Here is a 21,892-nt window from a genome sequence, read left to right as displayed (position 1 = left end):
AATTTGGTAATTGGGCGTCTATAAAAAAGATAGTGCTCTTTTTCTAGCATATAAACGACAAAGGAGATAATAAGTGGTTACATTTGATAAATTGATGACCTCTACTTAAAGCAAGTATGCAGCGAATGGTTGGTATTTAGGTAGAGAGGAGTGATGGTTTGCTGAAGGCAATCTCAGAGTTATTAGATGAGTCACCAGGACTGAAAGGACGTCAAATTGCCAAGGAGCTGGGGCTGGATAAGTCTCAAGTGAACTCGTTTCTTCACAAAAACCAAGATACGTTTGTGAAAAACTCAAATCATGAATGGTGCTTGATACGGGCTCAGCATGTGGAAATTGATTTCGCTACAGGTTGGATTGATGATAAAGCCTTTGAGAGTGCTATCGGTAAGCTTGCGTATCAAAAAGATGCAAACAAGATAACATTTAGATTCGGCATCGATTGTAAGTTTTTGCTGATAGCATTGGCCCGTTTTCTTGCTCTCGCGAATCAGCTTGCCGCGAATGGTAAGGATGTGGTGATGGATACTACAGCATGTCCTAATACACGCGGTTTTTTCAGCAGAAATGGCTTCTTTGATTATCTTAATCAAAGTGTCACTTGTCTTCCTGAAAGGCCCGTTTTGTCAGCTGCTAAAACTTATCGGGATAATAGCGATACCTTGGTCGAACTAGGAGAAATTGCACAGCCAACCCAAAACAAGGAGCTTGTAATTCGTTTGGGCGACAGGTTTGTAGAGCATTCTTCAGCCAGCTATTTCTTAGCGGCTAAGACTGTTTTTTCAGAGCTTGTAGGCAACGTTACTGATCACAGTGAATCCAAAATACCTGGGCTAGCAGGTCTGCAAGTGTATCGACCGTATAATAAACCAAAGCATATTCAAACAGTCATATCCGACTCTGGTTTAGGTATTGCCGCTACCTTGAGAACAACGTTACAAAGTGAACATCCGAAGTTGTACGCACAGTTTTCAGCGGAAACTGTTGAGAATGACATTGCGCTCGTTCAAAAAGCATTTACATCTGGTGAGGTTAGTCGCTTTGGTAAAGGCCGGGGGCTAGGCTTTAAGAGTAGTCGAGAGCACGCTAGCAAAGAGAAAGTTATCATTGTTATTAGGCAGCTAACTTTCTCATTGGCTTTGGAATATGCGAAGGGTCAACTAATCAATGTTTCTGAAGATCGAGGGTTGGTCCCTATCACAGGAACACATATCTGTTTTGACTTCTATGTTGACAATTTCTGATAAATAGTGTCAACTTAAGCAGATGAAACAGTTAACTCATAAAATACTTCTTTCAGAAGTCGTAGGTTCTGACCATGCCTTTGGTAACGATGAAGGTAGTGAAGCCTATGTGAAGATTAAAAAGATCGTTGATGGTCACCCATCATGCGATATTTTTGCTATTAGCTTGGAAGGGATTCGATTCACTGATGCTTCATTTCCTCGTGAAAGTGTAATCTCGTTGGCTAAAGCATTGAAAGGGGAAAAAGGTTTTTACCTTTCTAATGTACCGAGTCGTGACCTTCTGGACAATTGGTCTTATGGCGCTACAGCCAAGGATCAACCTCTTCTAGTCAAGAGCGATAGCGGTTACGAAGTGCTCGGTGTGAAACTTAGTGCGACTGTCAAAGAGCTTCTAGATTTTGTTATTGCAAAAAAGACAGTGACTTCGTCACATGTATCTAAGCACTTTGACATTTCAGCACAGAATGCCAGTGGTCGATTGAAGAAGCTTCATGCTACAGGTCTTGTGTTAGGTCAAAAAGAAGTGGCAGAGTCAGGTGGACTGGAATTTGTCTACCGATCAATTTTGTAGTTTTTTTTGATTTTCTGGTTAATCTGCTTGCGTTAATCAGAATTGATGTTTATTATTTGATCAGATCCTTCGGATCTTTTTTATTAATATCTGATAAATGTGGTTAAGTTAAGCAGAATAGGAGGCTTTATGGCTACAAATCCCCCATCAGGTGACGGACACAGAAACGGTGCCGTTAAAGGTAGATCTCAGACTCAGACGCCAAGCGGACATTGGGTAAAGCGAGATGCTGATACTGGTCGATTCATGGATGTAAAGACATCCGACAAAACACCTTTTAAAGGTGTCAGGAAGGAGAAATAGTTTGGCTAATGGTAAAACCCATTTGGTCGTCGGGGCTGCGGTTGGTTTAACCGTTGCTCTGGCGGACAACAAAAAACAAGCAGTCAGTCACCATCCTGTAACTGCCATTACGGTTGGTTCTCTATTTGGCAAGCTTCCAGATATTTTGGAACCCTCTTTGGGTAACCCTCACCATCGCCAGTTTTGCCACAGTCTATTGGTGTTAACTGCACTAGGTGTTGGTCTTAAACATTTGTATGAGTGGCAACCGGAAGAGGCAATTGATAAGTGTCTTCGCGGGCTGGGACTAATTGCCGGATGTGCTTATGTCAGCCATTTGCTTTGTGATGCGACAACACCGCGCTCACTTCCTTTAATTGGCAAACTATAGGAGATTTGAATGGTCGTTGAAGTCACGAGGCACATTAAGCGTCCTGTTGAGCGGGAGCTTTGGGCTCGCGCAGCTGCTCGTTGTCAGTTTAGCGGGTGCAATAAATTGTTATACAAATCAGCGGTGACCCAGGAATCGGTCAATGTCTCTCAAAATGCACATATTTACGCATTTTCTGAGAATGGGCCTCGTGGTTGGGGACTCTTTAAAACCAAGCCAACCAGTTTGAATGACGTCAGCAACCTTATGTTGCTGTGCTACGACTGTCACAAAAAAATTGACCAAAAAGGCAGCGGAGATAGGTATCCAGCCGACCTCTTGATTAGTTGGAAAATGCAGCATGAGCAACGTATAGAAATCCTCACGGGCATTGCTCCTGATCGCAAATCAAATGTTGTTTTATATGGTGCCAATATTGGAACTGAAAGATCACCGATAAATTATCACAGTTGTGTTGAGGCAATGTTTCCGAATTGGTATCCGGCAACTGAAAAGCCAGTGACACTATCCATGGTATCAGAGCTGAAAGATCACTCTGAACAATATTGGCAAGCAGAGTCGCAACACCTAACGAAACGTTTTCAAAGTAAAATTTCATCAATCATCGAAGAGGACTCTTGTAAGCATTTTTCATTGTTCGCGTTAGCTCCTCAACCATTGTTAATAAAACTTGGCGCTTTGCTCACCGACAAAATTGACGTCGAGACTTATCAGCTGCATCGAGAGCCTAAAGGCTGGTTTTGGCAAGATTGTTCAGATGATTTTGAGTACATCATCAACAGACCTCAAAATATGGAGGGAAAGCCAGCCCTGCTACTTTCTTTGAGTGACCATGTGTCGCATGAGCGAATTACTGGGGTTATAGGGCCAGATACATCGATTTGGGAAGTGACTATCAAGCAGCCTCATAATGATTTCATGCAGTCAAAGCAGCAGCTCTCCTTGTTCAGAAAGTGCATAAGAAAGCTGATTGTTGAAATCAAAAATACACACGGGGATGCGACACCACTGCAAATTTTTCCTGTGATGCCAGTATCGTGTGCCGTCGAATTAGGACGGGCCAGAATGCCTAAGGCTGATATGCCATGGCTTATTTATGACCACGACATAAAAACACAACAATTTGTAATGGCAATCGAGCTTCGGGGAGATCTATATGAGTAATAGCAAAAGTAACGATGTTCTAAACACAATTCTCGAAAAAATTGAGCTACCTGACAGTGCTTATGAAAAGGCTGAAAAACGCTATAAGGATCTAGGTGATTGGTTACATCGCCCAGAGTCAACATGTGTGAATTTTGATCCCCACGTGTTTTCTCAAGGTTCCTTTCGTCTAGGTACGGCGATTAGGCCCGATTCAGAAGAACAGTATGACCTAGACATGGGGTGCAATCTTCGGCGTGGCCTGGATAAAACGTCTATCACTCAAAAGCAACTAAAGCACCTAATCGGTCATGAATTAGAGCTTTATCGAAACGCCAGAGGCATTAAGGAAGAGCTTGCCGAGAAGAAACGTTGTTGGCGCTTAGAGTATGCCGATGGGCTTAGCTTCCACATGGACATAGTTCCGTGTGTGCCAGAGAGTGATACAGGAAGAGGACTGTTGAAAAAGCGGATGGTCGAAAACTCTAAGTTTGATGAAAACTTGGCTCAAAACGTGTCTCAGCTTGCAGTTTCGATTACCGACAACACAGATTCCACTTATGCAGTTGTGGATGAAAATTGGCGTATCAGCAATCCTGAAGGATATGCTCGATGGTTTGAAACGCGCATGAAGACGGCACGGTTAGTAATAAACGAACGTGAAATGCGATTTAAAGCCAGTATAGATAGTCTGCCATATTATCAATGGAAGACACCCTTACAACAGGTGATCCAATTATTGAAGCGTCATCGTGACACTATGTTCAAAAACAATGAGGATAGTAAGCCAATATCGGTAATCATCACTACATTGGCAGCTAAATCATATAAAGGTGAAAGTGATTTGGCTTCAGCGTTGAATACGGTGCTCTCCGAGATGGATGACCATATTTCTGCACAAGCGCCAATGATTCCGAACCCAGTTAACCCAGCCGAAGATTTTGCAGACAAGTGGTATGACGAAAAATCTGCTCAATACCGATTACAAGAAAACTTTTATAAATGGCTGTATCAAGCTAGAGCTGATTTTAGTGCTCTTTGCTCAAGTGATGATACGCAACGAATAGTAAATGCGGCGCAAAATGGTTTGGATCTGAAGCTTGATTCAAGTTCGGTAGCACGTCTCTTGGGGATTCCGGCGGTGACAGCAAAACCAACGTTTGCAATTCAATCATCTGATCCAAAGCCATGGTTTAAGCAATAGATGAAGCACTGGAAGGCTGTAGGCCTAGAGGCTTTTCTCTCGACCTATCCGAACATTAGATTAGTAGATGTCCATGCAGATAAGGTTGAGTTGCAGGGAGAGTATCTGTTAAAAGCACAGCTAGCTGGAAGTCGGTTTATAGAGCGAACATTTTCTCTAAGGATTGTATGCCCAAGTGATTATCCTAGGGCTTTACCAGTGGTGTTTGATACCGCTGGTTACTTTCCTCGTAATCAGGACTTCCATACTTACTCTGATGGATCATTTTGTCTTGGCTCAGACCTGAAAATTAAGTCAATTTTGAAAACCGACTCGTCATTGACAACCTTTTTCGAAAAGATTGTTGTCAGGTTTCTTTATTCGGTGTCCCATAGGGTTGAATTTGGCAACTTTCCCTATGGCGAACTGGACCATGGTGAGAAAGGGCTGATTGATGATTATTCTCAGTTGTTCAATGTTAATGGTAAAGCATCAGTGCTACGGGCACTGAAAGCGTTAGGTTTGCGCAAGCGCGAGGCAAATAAATTACCGTGTCCATGTGGTTGTGGTGATCGTCTTGGCTCGTGTGACTATCGGTTTGTCTTGAACGAGTTTCGCCAAGTTGAGCGACGCCGATGGTTTCGCGATCACCTACAAGAAGCTTTTACACCGATTGAAAAACCCAAAAGGATAGTTGGAAAAAAAACTAAAAGGCCAAGTAGAAATACGCCTTAGCTTGATAAGCTCTCTCGGGCATTTTATGGCATATGTGTTAATACATATCGGATTTTTGAGTCTAATCAACCGGCAACAGCAGATTGAACCTTCACACTATCGTGTCGGAGGTTCATCATGTTCAAAAACCTATTTTTTCAAGCCAAAGCAATACCAGAGCTGTCATCTCAACTGGATGCGGACATTCCACGCTATCCTCCATTTCTGAAGGGGTTGCCTGCTGCGTCACCCAAGGATTTGCAGTCCACACAAGACGAGCTAATTGCCAAACTTCGCCAGGTACTTGGCTTCAACCAGCGTGATTTTCAACGGTTGATTCAGCCCTGCATTGATCATCTGGCTGCTTATGTCCACTTGCTGCCAGCTTCTGAGCATCATCATCACAGTGGCGCTGGTGGTTTATTACGTCACTCGTTGGAAGTTGCTTTCTGGGCGGCACAAGCAGCGGAAGGGATCATCTTTGTTGCCAGTGGCACACCGGTTGAGAAAAAAGAGCTAGAGCCAAGGTGGCGTGTTGCGGCGGCATTAGGCGGTTTGTTCCATGATATTGGTAAGCCCGTTTCAGACTTGTCCATCACTGATGAAGATGGACGCTATCAGTGGAACCCTTTTTTAGAAACCTTATCTCAGTGGACCACTAATAACAGCATTGAACGCTATTTTATTCGCTGGCGCGACGGACGGTGCAAGCGGCACGAGCAATTCTCAATTCTGGTGTTAAACCGGGTGATGACACCTGAGTTGCTCGCCTGGTTAACCCAGCCGGGCCCTGAAATTTTGCAAGCCATGCTGGAAGCAATTGGCAATACCGATCCCGAGCATGTCCTGTCTAAACTGGTCATTGAAGCTGACCAAACCAGTGTCCAGCGAGACCTTAAAGCTCAACGAATTTCCGTTGACGACAATGCCCTTGGTGTCCCAGTTGAACGCTATCTACTTGATGCCATGAGGCGTTTACTTGCCAGTTCCCAGTGGTTAGTTAATCAGCGGGATGCCAGAGTTTGGATACGAAAATCGAATCAATCAACCCATCTTTACCTGGTTTGGAAAAGCGCGGCTAAGGACATCATTGAGCTGTTGGCCAAAGACAAGATACCTGGCATTCCAAGAGATCCTGATACCCTTGCGGACATCCTTATTGAGCGAGGATTGGCCACTAAATCCGCCTCAAATGAGCGATACGAAAGCCTTGCCCCTGAAGTGCTGATCAAAGACGACAAGCCAATCTGGCTACCCATGCTGCATATATCTGAGGCCGATTTATTGTTCAGCTCGAATGTACCAAGTAGCGTGAGACTGTTTAGCAAATCTGAGTGGGAAGCTACACAGCAAACACAAGCAGAGTCACAGAGTCGCTCCAGTGAGCATTCAGACTTGCCTGAAGCGTCATCATCAATCGAACACGGCAATTCGTCTGAGTCGCCATCGACAAACTCGTCCGAACAAGATGATGAACTTAGTCATGCCAGTGATGTTAATCACCTTCAGGCAACTGAAAATGCTCCAGGTGATGGATGTGAAAAGCCTAACAATTCATATGATGGCGCTATCTCAAATAACGTAAACCAGCACGATGCAGAGGCATTGAATCTCACTGAATCTTTGGTGTGGCTCCCAGAGGCCAGCAGTGCGTTGGTTATGGTTGGTGAACAGATACTGATCCGCTATCCCGATGCCGTAAGACCTTGGTGTGCCCCCCGAAAACTGCTTGCTGAACTCAGTCGATTAGATTGGCTTGAACTAGATCCGGCAAACCCGACGCGTAAAGCCAGAACTGTGACTACAAATGATGGAGTTCATGAGCAAGGGTTACTGCTGAAAGTATCGATTTCTAAAGGGCTAACTGCACTGATAGACTTTTCCAAACAAGACGCAGAATCAGTGACAGCAATTCAGAACGAAGAGGCTTCACAGCGTCCGAGTCGAACTGAGACAGCCAATGCCCAAGCAAAAGAGCTCGCCACAAGAGCGGAGCGTAAGCAAAAGCCGATTGCGCCCAATGCGAACTCAAGTACAGACCCCAAACACGCGCAGCGGCAACAGATGGTTAATTTTGTGAAAGATTTGCCCATCTTACTGACCGATGGTGATTACCCAGACGTGGATCATAGTGCCGATGGTATTCGCGTCACGATTCAAACCTTACGCCAAGTCGCCAATGCGCATGGCATTCCAGCCGGACAACTGCTTCGGGGGATCTCGGCCAGTGACGAATGCCAGTTTGATGAGGGGGAAACGGTTCTGTTTACCGCTCACGCTAAACGTTAATCCATTTGAAATGAATCGGATTGCAAACGGTTATTTGCGGAGCATGAATGAAAGAAAATGCATATGAGATGCCTTGGCGCACGAATTATGAAGCCATGGCAGCAGCAGGTTGGCTGGTTGGGGCCACTGGGGCGATTGCCGCAGAAATGCTGACTGAGCTACCACCTGAGCCATTTTGGTGGATGACAGGGATTTCCTCGGGCATGGCGTTGTACCGCCTGCCTGAGGCTTACCGTCTTCATAAGTTACAGAAGGGACTAAAAGGCAAACCTTTGGCTTTTATGGAGCTGTCGCATTTGCAAAAAGTGATGGCAAAACATCCTGATGAATTGTGGTTAGGGTATGGCTTTGAGTGGGACCAACGTCATGCCCAACGCGCTTATGAAATCCTAAAGCGGGATAAGCAAACCTTGCTTAATCAAGGTCACGGCAAACAAATGGGTTCAACCTGGATTCATGGTGTTGAGCCCAAAGAAGAAGATGTGTACCAGCCAGTTGGTCACACAGAAGGCCATACCTTAATTGTCGGTACGACCGGTGCCGGAAAAACCCGATGCTTTGATGCGATGATCACTCAGGCCATTTTGCGCAATGAAGCCGTGATTATTATTGATCCTAAGGGAGACAAAGAACTTAAGGATAATGCGCAGCGAGCCTGTATTGCCGCCGGTAGTCCTGAGCGCTTTGTGTATTTTCATCCGGGTTTTCCAGAGCATTCAGTACGTCTTAATCCCCTGAGGAACTTTAACCGGGGTACTGAAATCGCCAGCCGAATTGCGGCATTAATCCCATCTGAAACCGGTGCTGATCCATTTAAAGCCTTTGGCCAAATGGCACTGAATAACATCGTGCAAGGTTTGTTGCTTACGTCACAACGTCCTGATCTGAAAACACTGAGACGATTCTTGGAAGGCGGTCCAGAAGGTTTGGTAGTAAAAGCCGTCACGGCTTGGGGTGAGCAGGTGTATCCAAGCTTTAGTGTGGAGATCAAGCGCTTTACCGAAAAAGCCAACACATTAGCTAAACAAGCTATGGCGATGCTGCTTTTTTACTACGAACGCATTCAGCCCGTTGCCGCCAATACCGATTTGGAAGGCCTTTTGAGCATGTTTGAACATGACAGAACCCACTATTCCAAGATGGTGGCTTCACTGATGCCGGTGCTCAATATGCTCACCTCAAGTGAACTAGGCCCATTGCTATCACCGATTGCAAACGACGTGGATGACAGCCGGTTAATTACGGATTCTGGCCGTATTATCAACAATGCCCAAGTGGCCTATATCGGGTTGGATTCATTGACCGACGCCATGGTTGGCAGCGCTATTGGTTCGTTGCTTTTATCCGATCTCACCGCCGTGGCCGGTGACCGCTATAACTATGGTGTTGAAAATCGTCCCGTAAATATCTTCATCGATGAGGCGGCTGAAGTCGTCAACGATCCCTTCATTCAACTGCTCAACAAAGGCCGTGGCGCAAAAATGCGTTGTGTGATTGCTACTCAGACCTTTGCTGACTTTGCAGCTCGAACAGGCAGTGAAGCTAAGGCTCGCCAGGTGTTAGGTAACATCAATAACTTGATAGCTCTTCGGGTGATGGATGCCGAAACGCAGCAGTACATTACTGACAATCTGCCAAAGACTCGGTTGCAGTACATCATGCAAACTCAGGGTATGTCGTCCAACTCGGACAGCCCCGCGTTGTTTACCGGCAATCATGGCGAACGCTTGATGGAGGAAGAAGGCGATATGTTTCCACCGCAGTTATTAGGCCAGCTTCCCAACCTGGAGTACATCGCCAAGCTTTCAGGTGGCCGCGTGATCAAAGGCCGCATTCCTATTTTAACCAGCTCTACACAGGCAGCATAAGGAGTCTGCATGCATCATTCAGTCTGTCTGAAAATGACAACACTTATCAGTAAAGAAATGCTCGCTCAGTGGCAGCAACATAACCCCCAGTTCAAGGAAACCTTAAGACTGCTTGAAACCGACTGGCCTCATGCTTTGGCCTCGGTGTATTGCTTGGCGGACTACTTAACGGATGCGTTCACGTTAGATGGCCATTCCATCTTTGATTTGTGTCTGTGCAATGGCTTGGGTAGTTATGAAGAAGTCAGTTGTGATGATGACAGTGTACGCCTTTGGCATTTCATTGAGGCGCTGACCTGGACTGCCGCCAGTGCTTTAACGGGGATTCGCCTGCGTGATCCTGATCATTTCGAGTGGGCCGCCGTGGATGGTGTGTATTTCTACTCCTGGATTCGTAATCGTCCAAATCGGATGACGTATTTGGCTGAAGGACGCATCGAGGTGCGTTATGTCAGTGGTCATACGACGACAAAGCGGCTTCAACAAGTGATTAAAGCCCGGATTATGACGCCAACCGTTGCTGCCATGCTGGCGCGAGTCGAAGAGGATGTTTGGCATGAGCAAGCATAAGTCGGTTTGGCTGCTGTGTCTGGCACTGATGCTGGAGATTATTGCCATTGGCGTGTTAGTGCCCGGTGATTGGACTGGCCGGGTCATCAGTAAAGAGAAGCAGATGATCCAAAATCAATTGGGCGCACAAACAAGCTATTGGATTGGTCAAACTAGCCATCGCTGGTATCAGTCATGGATTGTGGATACGCAGATGGAGCAATCTGTGCGAGATTTTCTAATCCCCACTGAAGAGCAGCGACTGCGCTCTAAAGGGATGGAGAACATGGGAGGCTTTTGGTTTGTTTGGGTGGAAGATCGTATTCAGGCATTTTTTGATGTGTTGTACCAGGTGTTCACTCGATTTGCTTTGCTGATAGTCTGGTTGCCCTTTGCGCTTATTCTCATGTTACCGGCGTTGTGGGACGGTTTGATGACCTGGAAGATTAAGAAGACAACCTTTGATTTTTCGAGCCCAATCATTCACCGCTACAGCATGATTATCCTGGGCTCAGGTGTCATTTTGCTGTTTATGGGATTGTTCGCCCCGCTGGCTATTCCACCGGTGGTGTTACCGTCGCTGATCATCGGTTTGGCATTGATGGCGGGGTTGGCGTTAAGCCACTTGCAGAAGAAGATATGAGGCCTGTCAGGCCTCATCTTGTAGAGCTAAAATCTCACGCCTACGGTATTGCCGTTCTCGTCTTCAGCAGGCAAATGGTAAGTATCAATAAGGTGGCCTTGAAGCCAAATATATTGAGGCATCCAAAAAGAGTACTGTCGTATAAGAGCCAATACTTCTTTTAACGGTTTGTTTGCATGAGGCTCGGCAAGACGGAAGTACATGAATGAGCAATAATCTCGAAAGTACTCCTGAAGCTCTGAATCCGATAGCGTTTCTTTTAGCGGTCTGTTTTGTTCGTCGTCCTCATCAGGGGAATTGGCATAAATTTCAAATAGCTGCTTTTCAGTGAGCATCTCCAAGAAGTGGTCTTCAATTAAGACCCCATCACTAGTATCGACATCCATACCATCTTTGACATCAAAAGCCATGACACATCCAGAAGATAATGCCACTTCTGATGGTTTCAGTACGTCATTAGCTTGTACAACCTGATTCCAATGATTAAAACCAGCAGTTACTGCAATTTCATCGAGTGCTTGAGTGTGTGGAATAGATTTTTCACGTTTAAGCTTTCGTGCTTTTTGCTTTAAACGTTCAACCGTGGCAGAGGAAATGATTTTAGTAATTTGCATTGAGTTTCTCCTATTAGCGAATACGGTGCCCACTGCCGAGGTCGCAGAAAAAACCTAAGCAAAAAATAAATTTGATATGCATGTCGTCCCGTCCGGGTTTGCTAAAGTGGGCAGCTGGTCTCGACACGACCAATATCTCCATCATATCAACCGCATCAAAAAGATCAATTGTTAGTATTGTCTGAGTAGAACCCTCAAAACCTTCAAGAATTCGGCATCTAGCTGACCACTGAACCTGCCAATCCCAAGGCATCCTTCACTTCTCAATTCAAACAACGAGGAGTGACTATGGAACCTGTGAGTATTCCGTCCTATATCGATGACCCGCCGCACTTCCTGCTTTGGAGTGCCGACGAGATGGCTCCCATTCTGTTGGGGCTAGTGATCGGCATTTTTACCGGTAATGCCTTGGTTTTATGCCTGTTGGGGTTGGTGACAACCAAGCTCTATCGGCGTTTTCGTGATGGTCGCCCGGATGGTTTTATTCTTCACGCCATCTACTGGGCCGGACTGTTGCCAACCAAAGCCAAGACGATCCCTAACCCATTTATCAGGAGCTATCTGCCGTGAAGTTCGACGTGTTTTTAAAATCATGGCAAGGCACGCAATTAGAGAACCGATGGCAACGGTTCCTGATTGCGGTGCTGGTGCTATCTAACTTGCTGCTTGCGGTAGCGGCATTTTCTCGCAATACCGTGGTAGCCATTCAACCACCAACTTTGTCTGAACCGGCTGAAGTGTCACGAAACCAAGCCACTCAACCTTACCTTGAATCCTGGGGACTCTACCTGGCTGAGCTTATGGGTAACGTGACGCCAGGTAATGTGTCTTTCATCCGGGTTGCCATTGAGCCGCTACTTTCTCCAGCGGTGTACCAGCAAGTGGTCGATGCACTGGAGATTCAGGCAAGACAAATCCGCGAAGACCGGGTCACGCTCAAATTCCAACCCAGACAAGTGGAATATGAGTATGAAACCGGCCATGTCTTTGTGACCGGTTATTCCTTGGTTTCTGGGCCATCTGGAGATGAGCAGCGCCAAACTCGCACCTATGAGTTTGACATCGATATTGAGCAATACCGTCCAAAACTTAGCTGGATGGATACGTATGAGGGGCAAGCTAGAACGAAGCGCGTTCGTGAAAAGTTGACCCAAGAGCAAAACCGGAGGGTGAATGATGCGAACCAAAATTAGTCGATGGATGACACCAAGCTTAATCGCAATGAGCTTGAGTGGCGTCCTGTTATCTCAAGCGTCGTATGCAGACGTGGAATTGCCGATTGTGCCAGCCAGTGTGATGAAGCAGTCTGCTACTGCAAATCCACCGACTCAAACCAATACGGCTTCAACGGATGTGCCAACAACGCTACTGATGACACCGGGGGTTAATGAACTGATCCCTGTAGCACTTGGCCATCTGAATCGGATTGTGACGCCGTTTGAATCGCCTCAGGTGAGAACAACCAGTGATGCTCAGACGCAAATCAAGGGGAATGTTGTATATGTGGCCACGGACAAAGAATCACCGGTTTCACTTTACATCACTCCGCCTGGTCAGGAAGCGCCTGCGTTATCTGTCACCTTAGTACCTCGTCGTATTCCACCGCGTGAAATCACCTTAGCTATTGATGGTCAGCAGTGGCCTATTAAGGGCGTCGTGAACCGAAAAGCCGCCACTTGGGAAACGGCTCAGCCATACGTCGATAGCCTACGTGATTTACTCAGACGACTTGCACTAAATGAACTACCACAAGGCTATGACATCCGTTTGGCTGGCCAAACTGACACAAGCCCGAAATGTTTTCAGCCGGGCTTAAAGTTTGGTTTTAAGCAGGGGCAAATTGTGACGGGACATTACTTCACCGTCTATGTAGGACTGGTTGAAAGCTTTGCCGATGAGCCGATAGAAGCCAGTGAAATAGCTTGTCATGCACCAGATATAGTGGCAAGCGCCTACTGGCCTCGCAATATCTTGTTGCCGGGTGAAAAGACTGAGTTGTATGTGGTTGTTCGCAATCATCGTGAAGAAGCGGTGGAAAGTCAGCGACCTTCGCTTCTTGTGGGAGGTGAATAACGATGAAAGCACAATGGGAACAAATGAGCCCGAACATGAAGCGGGGTCTATCGGTTGCTGGTATTGCTGGTGGTCTCATTCTTATGGTTATGGTGTTTTCACCTAATCCTGATGATGGCGCGAACAGTCGGAACCGACAGGAAACGATCCGGCACATTCTTACGGATACCAATACTCGTGATGTTGGGGTCGATAGTTTGGCTGCAAACGTAAAACTACTCAGTGAGCGCAATGAACAGTTACGCCGTGAAGTTGAGCGCTTGCGTCGTGACGTCGATTCAGGACGGCTAAGCCCAGGTTCGCCTTCTATACCAAGTGAGGTCAATGCGGAGCTGGCCCGCCTTAGAGCGGAACTTGATGATGTTCGCGCTGGAGGTGATGCAGCAGTTGAAGGCACAAATAGTCGTTTTGAAGTGCCTTTATCTGCCATGGAATTGCCCAAAGAAGAAAAGCCACTGCCGTCTAACCCAGACGACTATTTTGCCAATGCGCCGCTGCCAGATCCGCTCTATCAGCAGCCAGCCAGTGGCCAAGGTTCACGAGCACGGGATGTTCCATTGCCGCCAATCACGATTCGTATGATTGAGCCTGAAGTGGTTGCTGAACCAGAGGTTGTTGTGCAAGAAGCGCCGCCTTTGTATTTACCGGCGGGCAGCATCATCTCAGGTACTTTGATCACAGGTTTGGATGCACCTACTCACGAGTCCGCAAGACGCGAACCTTTTCCTGCATTGCTGAGGATTCAAAAGGAAGCCATTTTACCCAACCGATTTAGAGCGGATATCAAAGAGTGTTTCTTGATCGCCGCAGGTTACGGTGATTTAAGCTCTGAGCGTGCTTATTTGCGAGGCGAGACCATTTCATGTGTGAGAGAAGATGGTGGCGTCATTGAAACACGACTGGATTCTTATGCTGTGGGTGAAGACGGCAAAGCCGGTATTCGTGGCCGATTAGTGTCGAAACAAGGCCAACTGGTGGCCAAATCAATGATGGCCGGGTTCCTTCAGGGGTTGGCTGGCGCATTTGATGTAAATCCTGTTCCGACGATTCAGACGGGTAATGCAGGTGATACCCAGCTGTACCAGCAAGTCATGAGCCAAGAAGCATTACAAGGTGCTGCGATTAAAGGCACCGGTAAAGCATTGGATCGAGTGGCCAAGTTCTATTTGGACATGGCTGAAAATATGTTCCCAGTCATAGAGGTAGACGCTGCAAGGAAAATTGAAGTCATAGTCACTCGTGGTGCCTCGTTGTCGTTGGCCACTTCGCAAGGGGGAGGTGCAAGAAGATGAAAAAATCCTGCATGTTGCTAACCGATCGAAGTCCGTTTCAGACAATAAGATGTGTATCCAGAGGAGAGTTAACCATGACGACATCAATGCAGAACAACCCAAAGCACCAGTCAAAACAGTGGTCTAAAGCTGGATTACTTTTATTGGCAGTCGGCTCAACCTTATTGTCTGGCTGTAGTTCATTGGGTCTCGGGAGTAGTGAATATGGATGCCCAGGTATGCCTGACGGTGTGCGCTGTTTATCCGCTCGTGAAGTCTATGAGCTGACCAGTAATGGCGCTGCACCCAAGACGATTGATGCTGTGGCGACTCGAATTGGTTCTCCCTCTGGGTATTCACAATCGGATTTAGAGACAGGACTGCTGAGCCATCCAGCATTACCTGAGACGCAGCAATCTGCACCTATTCGCATTCCTTCAAGGGTGATGCGAATTTGGATTGCGCCTTGGGAGGATGACCGTGGAGATCTGAATTTATCCAGCTACGTGTTTACCGAAATTGAACCGCGCCGGTGGGATATTGGGGTGTCAGCACCTCGAACGGTTTCGCCAGTGCTACGTCCACTTCAGACTCAAAGCGATTCATCCTCAGCGGGAGCTGATGGTAAGCGCGATAACTTGAGTATCTACGGAGAAACTAACGAATGACAAATGCAGTTCGCACCATTCAAACTCAGCGCCTAATGACCATTGGTGCGCTTGGTTTAATGGCGTTAATGATTTCGGAGCCCTCATTTGCGGGCACCGGTGGTGATGCTTTCACTGATGTGTGGGATACCCTAAAAGATTGGACCCAAGGTACTTTGGGACGGATCGTAGCGGGAGCCATGGTACTGGTGGGTATTGTGGGCGGTATCGCTCGCCAAAGCTTGATGGCTTTTGCCTTGGGCATTGGTGGCGGTATGGGTCTCTACAATACGCCAACAGTCGTTGAAAGTGTTATGTCTGCAACTTTACCTGTTGTTGCCAGCACTCAAGAAGTCATTGGCACAACAGTTCCAGCAATCAGCGCCGTTTTACTGGGCACCTGAATGTGAACCACAGTAGGCAGTTCACTTAAGGCAATCAAACTTAGGTCTACACAACATCGGGTTATTGGTGATGTTGTGTAGACCTTTTCATTTCAGCGACGCCACATTAACGAACTTGGTTTACAGTATTTGGTATATTAATACCTAAAGTGTTAAAATTCCTATCGTAATAAACTATATGGTTTATACTGTTCGTGATATTCATACTTTGGGTGTTAAAATGTCATCTAAAATAAACTGGCTTGTTGCTCATACTTCTCCTGGTGCGCTAGTACTTCAGCAATGGCTGACTGAAAACGGCGTGAGCTACTCGTTGGCTCAAAAGTACGCGCAGAACGGTTGGCTAAAGAAGCTTAGTTCTGGTGTGTACTATCGTCCAAATGCGCAGGGCGATATAAAGCCAACTTGGGTTGATGCCATTCAAGCATTGGATGTGCAATTGGGCGTTTCAGTTCATTTGGCTGGATTGAGCAGCTTAACTCACCAGGGACTGAGTCACTATTTACAGCTGAACAAAGAGCAAGTTTGGATTTGCGTTAAAAACAAGTCGTCCTTACCGAAATGGTTTCGTGAATTCCCTTATCAGAATTGGTTTTACTGTGGAAACCATAAGCTTGAAGTGAATCCCGAGAAAGATTTGAAAAGGATCACGGTCAAAGAGAAAGAACTCACTGTCAGCTGTGCAGAACTTGCTGCCTATGAAGTGGTAGACGCGATTGGAAAGCTGATTTCATTTGAGCATGTCGCAGAATTATTTCAGGGTTTAGTCAATCTTAGTCCTAGAAAAGTACAAGATATTCTTGAACGAAGCAGCTCTGTTCAGGCAAACCGAATATTTCTATTTCTGGGTCGATACTACGATCACCAGTGGGTCAATCGCGTAGATGAAACAAGAATTAAATTAGGTGCAGGAAAGCGGCAGGTTGTCGAAAAAGGACGTTTTGATGAGCGATATCAAATCACAGTGCCAGAGATATTAAGCGTCAAAAAAGGTGAACAACATAATGGATAAAGACAGCCCATATTACAAACAGGTTTCCTTGCTCATAAGAATGCTTCCTGTGGTAGCCACAGAGACGGTTTTTGCACTTAAAGGCGGCACCGCCATTAATTTATTTGTGAGAGATTTTCCTCGGTTATCTGTAGATATTGATCTTGCTTATCTTCCACTTGAACCAAGAGATGAGGCTTTGGTTAATGTCAGGGCTGCATTGCAGCGCATTACAGACAGAATCAATACTCAACCAGATATCAGAGCGGCATTTCAGGATAATAAAGCTGATGAACTGAGAATCGTTGTATCAAGTCCGGTTGCGACGATCAAAATTGAAGTGTCGCCCGTCGCCAGAGGTACATTGCATAGTGCAGAAATAATGCCAGTTCAAGAGTCTGTTGAAGACGAGTTTGGTTATGCTGAGATTCAGGTAGTCAGTCTTCCCGATCTGTATGGTGGAAAATTGTGTGCTGCAATGGATCGCCAACATCCTCGCGACTTATTTGATGTGCGTATGTTACTTGGCAGTGAAGGGATTTCGAGAGAGATTTTGGTGGGTTTTTTAACCTATACATTAAGTCACCCTCGGCCTATTAATGAAGTCATGTCGCCAAACTGGCAGCCTCTAAATGAGAAATTTCAGGCAGAATTTGACGGAATGACTTTTGAAAAAGTTGAATGCGAAGACTTAGCCTCTGTTAGGCCCATGATGTTAATTGAACTGCAAAAACATTTCACAGAAAGGGATCATGCCTTCCTCATGTCATTCAAAAGAGGGCAGCCTGACTGGGCATTGTTTGATTATCCTAATGCAGCAGACTTGCCAGCGATTCGTTGGAAGTTGCAGAACATTAACAAATTGGCAAAGAATCAAGCAAAACATCAAGAGCAATTAGATAAATTGAAGCAAGTGCTTGATGATTGGCTTGTTAACGCAAACGCCAAGTAATTCGTTTATAACAAACCTAAACGAGCTATAAGACCCCTAGTTAGATTGCGATTTCTTCAATCTATCTAACCGAGTCCACATAGGACAACTGCATAGACTGGAGCCTCGATTTACATTAACGAGGACTCCTCATGCGAAAACTATCTCCTATTATTCTGGCGCTTGCGCTGTCTCCTTTGGTTCAAGCTGAACCTGTGTCTGAAGTGTCGCCCGTTGGCAAAATTGACGGCATGGTTTCTTTGCCGGTCACCGGTATGAAAGCGGTCGAAAGCAATGGCCGTATTGTTTTCATGTCAGACAGTGGCCGGTTCGTCATTGATGGCACGCTCTATGATGCCTGGTCGAAAAAGCCGCTTACCAGCCTTGAAGAAATTCGAGAAGCGGGAAACACGCTGGACTTAAGTCGTCTTGGCTTAAAAATGGATGATTTGAATCCACTGACGCTGGGTGAAGGCAAAAAGAAAGTGGTGGTCTTTGTTGATCCACGATGCCCGCACTGCCATGAGCTTTTGAAACAAGCTTTACCGCTAACCAAAGAATACACCTTCCAAATACTCCCTGTGCCAGTGCTTGGTCCTGATTCAGAGCGTCAGGTTCGCCAGCTTGGCTGTGCGCGTGACAAAAAAGCGGCCACCGATGCATTGCTCAATGGTCGAATTAGTAACTTAGAGCAGGATGATGCCTGCAACTTAGAGCCAATGCAGCGTACCTTGGTGACGGCTCAAATCCTGGGCATTCAAGGTGTGCCTTTCATCGTCGCCAATGATGGTCGCATCAGCCGAGGCCGTCCTTATGATCTTTCTGCTTGGTTGGAGGGGCGTTAATGAAAGCCTCTCTGTATTCAGGGCAACGCGCTTCAGAGCTATTGCCAGTATTGGCCTATTCAGACGATGAGCAACTGTTTTTCATGGAAGACCAAAGTGTTGGCTTTGGTTTTCTATGTGACCCATTGCCGGGTGGTGATGAGTCTGTTGCAGACAGGGTTAATGTTCTACTCAACAACGACTGGCCAAAAGACACTTTGCTGCAATTTGGCCTGTACGCCTCGCCTGATATTCAAACCGACCTTCAGCGCATGATGGGCTTACGGCATCGTCAATCCGATCCATTACTCAGGGCGTCGATACGCAAACGTGCGGATTTTCTCGATGGGGGCACGGTTCAACCGATAGAAGAATCGACCCAGACTCAGGTTCGCAACTTTCAACTGATCGTCACCTGCAAATTGCCTTTGGAAAGTCCTATTCCGACGGAGCGTGAGTTGAGTCGAGCATCCGCGCTTCGGGCTTCTTTCTCGCAAGCGCTGGCAACGGTTGGTTTTCGCGTCACTGAGATGACTGACCGAAATTGGCTCGCGGCATTAAGTGCTCAGCTTAACTGGGGAAAAGATGCTTCCTGGCGCAATCCATCACCAATCCGCAGTGAGGCAGATAAACCACTTCGAGAGCAAGTGTTGGATTATGACCGAGCTATCAAGGTGGATAGCCAAGGTCTGATGCTGGGTGATTACCGAGTTAAAACCTTATCGTTTAAGCGCTTGCCTGAGCGGATCTGGTTTGGTCATGCCGCAAGTTTTGCGGGCGATATGATGACGGGCAGTCGCGGTTTACGCGGCAGCTTTTTGCTAAATGTCACCATTCACTTTCCTTCAGCCGAGGCGATGCGATCTCGTTTAGAGACGAAGCGTCAATGGGCGGTCAATCAGGCCTATGGCCCGATGCTCAAGTTTGTGCCGGTGCTTGCAGCCAAGAAAAAGGGGTTTGATGTTCTTTTTGAAGCTTTGCAAGAAGGTGATCGTCCTATTCGGGCAAATATGACCTTAACGCTGTTTTCCCCGACGGAAGAGGCGTCCATCAGCTCTGTTTCAAATGCTCGAACCTATTTCAAAGAACTTGGATTTGAGCTGATGGAAGACAAGTACTTCTGTTTGCCCATTTTTCTGAATGCCCTGCCATTTGGTGCTGACCGCCAGGCGATGAACGACTTGTTTCGATTCAAGACCATGGCGACACGGCATGTCATCCCTCTGTTGCCTTTGTTTGCGGATTGGAAAGGCACTGGCACGCCGGTGATTAACTTTGTTTCCCGTAATGGTCAGATCATGAGTGTGTCCCTTTATGACTCGGGCAGTAATTACAACTGTTGCATCGCGGCGCAATCGGGGTCGGGCAAGTCTTTCCTGGTGAACGAAATCATCTCCTCCTACTTATCTGAAGGCGGGCAATGCTGGGTGATTGATGTTGGCCGCTCTTATGAAAAGCTGTGTGAAGTCTATGACGGTGAGTTCTTACAGTTCGGGCGGGACAGTGGCATTTGCTTGAATCCGTTTGAAATCGTTGAGGACTATGACGAAGAAGCGGATGTGTTGGTTGGGTTATTGGCCGCAATGGCCGCACCTACGCAGTCATTAACCGATTTTCAGATGGCCAACCTAAAGCGTCAGACCCGTGAACTGTGGGAGAAAAAAGGTCGTGCCATGTTGGTTGATGATGTGGCAGAGGCCTTAAAAAATCATGAAGACCGTCGTGTGCAAGACGTGGGTGAGCAGCTCTATCCGTTTACGACACAGGGCGAATATGGCCGCTTCTTTAATGGCCACAACAATATTCGCTTCAAAAACCGATTCACCGTTCTGGAGTTAGAAGAGCTCAAGGGGCGTAAGCATCTACAACAAGTGGTGTTGCTTCAGCTTATCTACCAAATCCAACAAGAGATGTACTTAGGTGAGCGGGATCGTCGCAAGATTGTGTTCATTGACGAAGCCTGGGATCTGCTGACTCAAGGTGATGTCGGTAAGTTCATCGAGACGGGTTACCGTCGATTTCGAAAATATGGCGGCAGCGCTGTAACGGTAACGCAGTCGGTCAACGATTTGTATGACAGCCCTACAGGTAAAGCCATCGCTGAAAACTCGGCCAATATGTACCTGCTTGGTCAAAAAGCCGAAACCATCAACGCGCTCAAAAAAGAAGGCCGTTTGCCATTAGGTGAAGGCGGCTACGAATACCTAAAAACGGTTCATACCGTCACGGGTGTCTATTCCGAAATTTTCTTTATTACCGAGATGGGCACCGGGATTGGCCGCCTCATCGTCGATCCGTTTCACAAGCTGTTGTACTCGTCCCGTGCAGAAGATGTAAACGCGATTAAGCAGTTAACGCGCAAAGGCCTTTCTGTTGCTGATGCCATCTCTCAGTTGTTGAAGGAGCGAGGCTATGAATAAGTCCACGCTTTGGCCATTTATGGCCTCTATTACTTTGTCTATTGCAGGCAGCGGTTTAATGACCAGCTGGCTTTTAATGAAAACACTCGAACCCATCCACAGCCAGTTGGCGTTAAGTACGCCCATTGCAGTCGTGGATTTTGGGGAGGCGGTGTTGTCACTGGGCCCCAATGCCAGCGAACAAGACATCGAATCCAGGTTGCTTCAGACCAATCAGCAAATTGAAAAATTAAAAGCAGCCGGTTTTATCGTGCTGGATGCCCAAGCGGTGGTGGGTGCTGATGATTCCGTATTTGTGCCAGTAGGCTCAAAGGAGGTGTCTCATGCAGATACTCCGTAAAAGAATGCCTTGGCGGCCATACCTCATCCGGTTGACTGTTCTTGCGTTAATCATGGCCTTGGTAGGCACCTACGCCATGATGCGCTACCGAATAGGTATTGATACCCAGCAAGAGCGCTGCCTGCCTGATACCACGGTGTATCTGATTGACCTATGGAATAAAGAGCCCGTTAAGGATGGTTTGTATGCCTTCCACTCAAAAGGACTCGCTCCGTTATATAACGACGGTACTCGGATGCTGAAACGCCTAACAGGGATGCCTGGGGATGAAGTCAATGTGACGCCTGAGCATGTGCTGGTGAACGGTGCTGAAGTTTCTACCGGCATGGCATTAGCCCAGCGTCTTGGTGCGGCGGAATCACAATTTAGCCGCTCATTGACGCTGCAAGAAAACGAATATTGGTTTTCCGGCGAGGCTGCTACGAGTTTCGACTCCCGCTATTGGAATGCCGTTAAGCGCGAGCAGATTGTTGGTCGCGCTTGGCCGCTTTGGTAGG

23 protein-coding genes are annotated in these 21,892 nt (G+C 46.8%); 22 read left to right on the top strand and 1 reads right to left on the bottom strand.

Features of this window, described 5'->3' with window-relative positions:
• Window positions 1–158: 158 nt before the first annotated feature.
• From F1325_RS15935 to F1325_RS15890, 10 genes are all read left to right on the top strand, one after another.
• Window positions 159–1,244 carry an ATP-binding protein gene (locus F1325_RS15935; protein WP_160230705.1) on the top strand — a complete coding sequence of 362 codons (1,086 nt, stop codon included), beginning with the start codon at window positions 159–161 and terminating at the stop codon, window positions 1,242–1,244.
• A gap of 22 nt (window positions 1,245–1,266) precedes the next feature.
• Window positions 1,267–1,818 (top strand): MarR family transcriptional regulator, encoded by a 552-nt coding sequence (locus tag F1325_RS15930; RefSeq protein WP_046127252.1) that lies wholly within the window; start codon window positions 1,267–1,269, stop codon window positions 1,816–1,818.
• A 304-nt stretch (window positions 1,819–2,122) separates the two neighbouring features.
• Complete coding sequence (locus F1325_RS15925; protein ID WP_011788464.1) at window positions 2,123–2,491, top strand: metal-dependent hydrolase; 369 nt, start codon at window positions 2,123–2,125, stop codon at window positions 2,489–2,491.
• 9 nt (window positions 2,492–2,500) lie between these two features.
• Window positions 2,501–3,655: an SAVED domain-containing protein gene (locus tag F1325_RS15920; RefSeq protein WP_160230704.1), complete on the top strand. Its 1,155-nt coding sequence runs from the start codon at window positions 2,501–2,503 to the stop codon at window positions 3,653–3,655.
• Entirely contained in the window at window positions 3,648–4,838 is a 1,191-nt protein-coding gene (locus F1325_RS15915; RefSeq protein ID WP_046127255.1) for a nucleotidyltransferase domain-containing protein, read from the top strand. Before F1325_RS15920 ends, F1325_RS15915 begins: the two co-directional genes overlap by 8 nt.
• Window positions 4,839–5,552 (top strand): hypothetical protein, encoded by a 714-nt coding sequence (locus tag F1325_RS15910; protein WP_160230703.1) that lies wholly within the window; start codon window positions 4,839–4,841, stop codon window positions 5,550–5,552. It abuts the gene before it with no gap.
• Window positions 5,553–5,669: 117 nt separating this feature from the next.
• Window positions 5,670–7,820: a MobH family relaxase gene (mobH, locus tag F1325_RS15905; RefSeq protein ID WP_160230702.1), complete on the top strand. Its 2,151-nt coding sequence runs from the start codon at window positions 5,670–5,672 to the stop codon at window positions 7,818–7,820.
• Window positions 7,821–7,867: 47 nt separating this feature from the next.
• The gene (gene traD / locus F1325_RS15900; protein WP_160230701.1) at window positions 7,868–9,688 is read left to right on the top strand and encodes a conjugative transfer system coupling protein TraD; all 1,821 of its coding nucleotides are present in this window, start codon (window positions 7,868–7,870) and stop codon (window positions 9,686–9,688) included.
• A 9-nt stretch (window positions 9,689–9,697) separates the two neighbouring features.
• Window positions 9,698–10,258, top strand: coding sequence for a conjugative transfer protein (locus F1325_RS15895; protein WP_160230700.1), 561 nt, complete (start codon window positions 9,698–9,700; stop codon window positions 10,256–10,258).
• Window positions 10,245–10,880 carry a DUF4400 domain-containing protein gene (locus F1325_RS15890; RefSeq protein WP_156734096.1) on the top strand — a complete coding sequence of 212 codons (636 nt, stop codon included), beginning with the start codon at window positions 10,245–10,247 and terminating at the stop codon, window positions 10,878–10,880. The genes F1325_RS15895 and F1325_RS15890 overlap by 14 nt, the downstream gene beginning before the upstream one ends.
• A gap of 26 nt (window positions 10,881–10,906) precedes the next feature.
• Here the strand turns inward: F1325_RS15890 and F1325_RS15885 are convergent, their stop codons facing one another.
• Window positions 10,907–11,494, bottom strand: a complete 588-nt coding sequence (locus tag F1325_RS15885; RefSeq protein ID WP_156734094.1) for a plasmid-related protein — start codon at window positions 11,492–11,494, stop codon at window positions 10,907–10,909.
• Between the two features lie 288 nt (window positions 11,495–11,782).
• Here F1325_RS15885 and traL point away from each other — a divergent pair, with 288 nt between their 5' ends.
• The 12 genes from traL to F1325_RS15820 all read left to right on the top strand — a co-directional run bounded on the left by traL (window position 11,783) and on the right by F1325_RS15820 (window position 21,891).
• Window positions 11,783–12,064, top strand: coding sequence for a type IV conjugative transfer system protein TraL (traL, locus tag F1325_RS15875; protein ID WP_000433891.1), 282 nt, complete (start codon window positions 11,783–11,785; stop codon window positions 12,062–12,064).
• The gene (locus F1325_RS15870; protein WP_000667167.1) at window positions 12,061–12,687 is read left to right on the top strand and encodes a TraE/TraK family type IV conjugative transfer system protein; all 627 of its coding nucleotides are present in this window, start codon (window positions 12,061–12,063) and stop codon (window positions 12,685–12,687) included. The genes traL and F1325_RS15870 overlap by 4 nt, the downstream gene beginning before the upstream one ends.
• On the top strand, window positions 12,668–13,567 hold the full coding sequence (locus tag F1325_RS15865; RefSeq protein WP_347147087.1) for a TraK domain-containing protein: 900 nt from the start codon (window positions 12,668–12,670) through the stop codon (window positions 13,565–13,567). Before F1325_RS15870 ends, F1325_RS15865 begins: the two co-directional genes overlap by 20 nt.
• Window positions 13,568–13,569: 2 nt before the next feature.
• Entirely contained in the window at window positions 13,570–14,859 is a 1,290-nt protein-coding gene (locus F1325_RS15860) for a TraB/VirB10 family protein (protein WP_156734091.1), read from the top strand.
• A 74-nt stretch (window positions 14,860–14,933) separates the two neighbouring features.
• Window positions 14,934–15,506 carry a type IV conjugative transfer system lipoprotein TraV gene (gene traV / locus F1325_RS15855; RefSeq protein ID WP_160230699.1) on the top strand — a complete coding sequence of 191 codons (573 nt, stop codon included), beginning with the start codon at window positions 14,934–14,936 and terminating at the stop codon, window positions 15,504–15,506.
• Entirely contained in the window at window positions 15,503–15,889 is a 387-nt protein-coding gene (gene traA, locus F1325_RS15850) for a TraA family conjugative transfer protein (RefSeq protein WP_000180225.1), read from the top strand. The genes traV and traA overlap by 4 nt, the downstream gene beginning before the upstream one ends.
• 178 nt (window positions 15,890–16,067) lie before the next feature.
• Complete coding sequence (locus F1325_RS15845; protein ID WP_432277990.1) at window positions 16,068–16,901, top strand: type IV toxin-antitoxin system AbiEi family antitoxin; 834 nt, start codon at window positions 16,068–16,070, stop codon at window positions 16,899–16,901.
• Window positions 16,894–17,832 carry a nucleotidyl transferase AbiEii/AbiGii toxin family protein gene (locus F1325_RS15840; protein WP_160230698.1) on the top strand — a complete coding sequence of 313 codons (939 nt, stop codon included), beginning with the start codon at window positions 16,894–16,896 and terminating at the stop codon, window positions 17,830–17,832. The genes F1325_RS15845 and F1325_RS15840 overlap by 8 nt, the downstream gene beginning before the upstream one ends.
• 131 nt (window positions 17,833–17,963) lie before the next feature.
• The gene (locus tag F1325_RS15835) at window positions 17,964–18,656 is read left to right on the top strand and encodes a DsbC family protein (protein WP_031500474.1); all 693 of its coding nucleotides are present in this window, start codon (window positions 17,964–17,966) and stop codon (window positions 18,654–18,656) included.
• Entirely contained in the window at window positions 18,656–21,055 is a 2,400-nt protein-coding gene (gene traC / locus F1325_RS15830; RefSeq protein WP_024008831.1) for a type IV secretion system protein TraC, read from the top strand. Before F1325_RS15835 ends, traC begins: the two co-directional genes overlap by 1 nt.
• Window positions 21,048–21,395: a hypothetical protein gene (locus F1325_RS15825; RefSeq protein ID WP_004249366.1), complete on the top strand. Its 348-nt coding sequence runs from the start codon at window positions 21,048–21,050 to the stop codon at window positions 21,393–21,395. Before traC ends, F1325_RS15825 begins: the two co-directional genes overlap by 8 nt.
• The gene (locus F1325_RS15820; protein ID WP_004249367.1) at window positions 21,379–21,891 is read left to right on the top strand and encodes a S26 family signal peptidase; all 513 of its coding nucleotides are present in this window, start codon (window positions 21,379–21,381) and stop codon (window positions 21,889–21,891) included. Before F1325_RS15825 ends, F1325_RS15820 begins: the two co-directional genes overlap by 17 nt.
• The last annotated feature ends 1 nt before the right edge of the window (window position 21,892 follow it).

The sequence above is a fragment of the Proteus columbae genome (genome assembly GCF_009914335.1).
Classification (GTDB): domain Bacteria; phylum Pseudomonadota; class Gammaproteobacteria; order Enterobacterales; family Enterobacteriaceae; genus Proteus.
The sequence above is the reverse complement of the archived record's forward strand: the minus strand, read 5'-3'. Positions and strand labels throughout refer to the sequence as shown.

Excerpts from the sequence above, each read along its gene's own strand:
- F1325_RS15930 (WP_046127252.1), top strand. The coding sequence starts at position 1,267 with ATGAAACAGTTAACTCATAAAATACTTCTTTCAGAAGTCGTAGGTTCT.
- F1325_RS15920 (WP_160230704.1), top strand. The coding sequence starts at position 2,501 with ATGGTCGTTGAAGTCACGAGGCACATTAAGCGTCCTGTTGAGCGGGAG.
- F1325_RS15915 (WP_046127255.1), top strand. The coding sequence starts at position 3,648 with ATGAGTAATAGCAAAAGTAACGATGTTCTAAACACAATTCTCGAAAAA.
- F1325_RS15910 (WP_160230703.1), top strand. The coding sequence starts at position 4,839 with ATGAAGCACTGGAAGGCTGTAGGCCTAGAGGCTTTTCTCTCGACCTAT.
- mobH (WP_160230702.1), top strand. The coding sequence starts at position 5,670 with ATGTTCAAAAACCTATTTTTTCAAGCCAAAGCAATACCAGAGCTGTCA.
- traD (WP_160230701.1), top strand. The coding sequence starts at position 7,868 with ATGAAAGAAAATGCATATGAGATGCCTTGGCGCACGAATTATGAAGCC.
- F1325_RS15895 (WP_160230700.1), top strand. The coding sequence starts at position 9,698 with ATGCATCATTCAGTCTGTCTGAAAATGACAACACTTATCAGTAAAGAA.
- F1325_RS15890 (WP_156734096.1), top strand. The coding sequence starts at position 10,245 with ATGAGCAAGCATAAGTCGGTTTGGCTGCTGTGTCTGGCACTGATGCTG.
- F1325_RS15885 (WP_156734094.1), bottom strand. The coding sequence starts at position 11,494 with ATGCAAATTACTAAAATCATTTCCTCTGCCACGGTTGAACGTTTAAAG.
- traL (WP_000433891.1), top strand. The coding sequence starts at position 11,783 with ATGGAACCTGTGAGTATTCCGTCCTATATCGATGACCCGCCGCACTTC.
- F1325_RS15865 (WP_347147087.1), top strand. The coding sequence starts at position 12,668 with ATGATGCGAACCAAAATTAGTCGATGGATGACACCAAGCTTAATCGCA.
- F1325_RS15860 (WP_156734091.1), top strand. The coding sequence starts at position 13,570 with ATGAAAGCACAATGGGAACAAATGAGCCCGAACATGAAGCGGGGTCTA.
- traV (WP_160230699.1), top strand. The coding sequence starts at position 14,934 with ATGACGACATCAATGCAGAACAACCCAAAGCACCAGTCAAAACAGTGG.
- traA (WP_000180225.1), top strand. The coding sequence starts at position 15,503 with ATGACAAATGCAGTTCGCACCATTCAAACTCAGCGCCTAATGACCATT.
- F1325_RS15845 (WP_432277990.1), top strand. The coding sequence starts at position 16,068 with ATGGTTTATACTGTTCGTGATATTCATACTTTGGGTGTTAAAATGTCA.
- F1325_RS15840 (WP_160230698.1), top strand. The coding sequence starts at position 16,894 with ATGGATAAAGACAGCCCATATTACAAACAGGTTTCCTTGCTCATAAGA.
- F1325_RS15835 (WP_031500474.1), top strand. The coding sequence starts at position 17,964 with ATGCGAAAACTATCTCCTATTATTCTGGCGCTTGCGCTGTCTCCTTTG.
- traC (WP_024008831.1), top strand. The coding sequence starts at position 18,656 with ATGAAAGCCTCTCTGTATTCAGGGCAACGCGCTTCAGAGCTATTGCCA.
- F1325_RS15825 (WP_004249366.1), top strand. The coding sequence starts at position 21,048 with ATGAATAAGTCCACGCTTTGGCCATTTATGGCCTCTATTACTTTGTCT.
- F1325_RS15820 (WP_004249367.1), top strand. The coding sequence starts at position 21,379 with ATGCAGATACTCCGTAAAAGAATGCCTTGGCGGCCATACCTCATCCGG.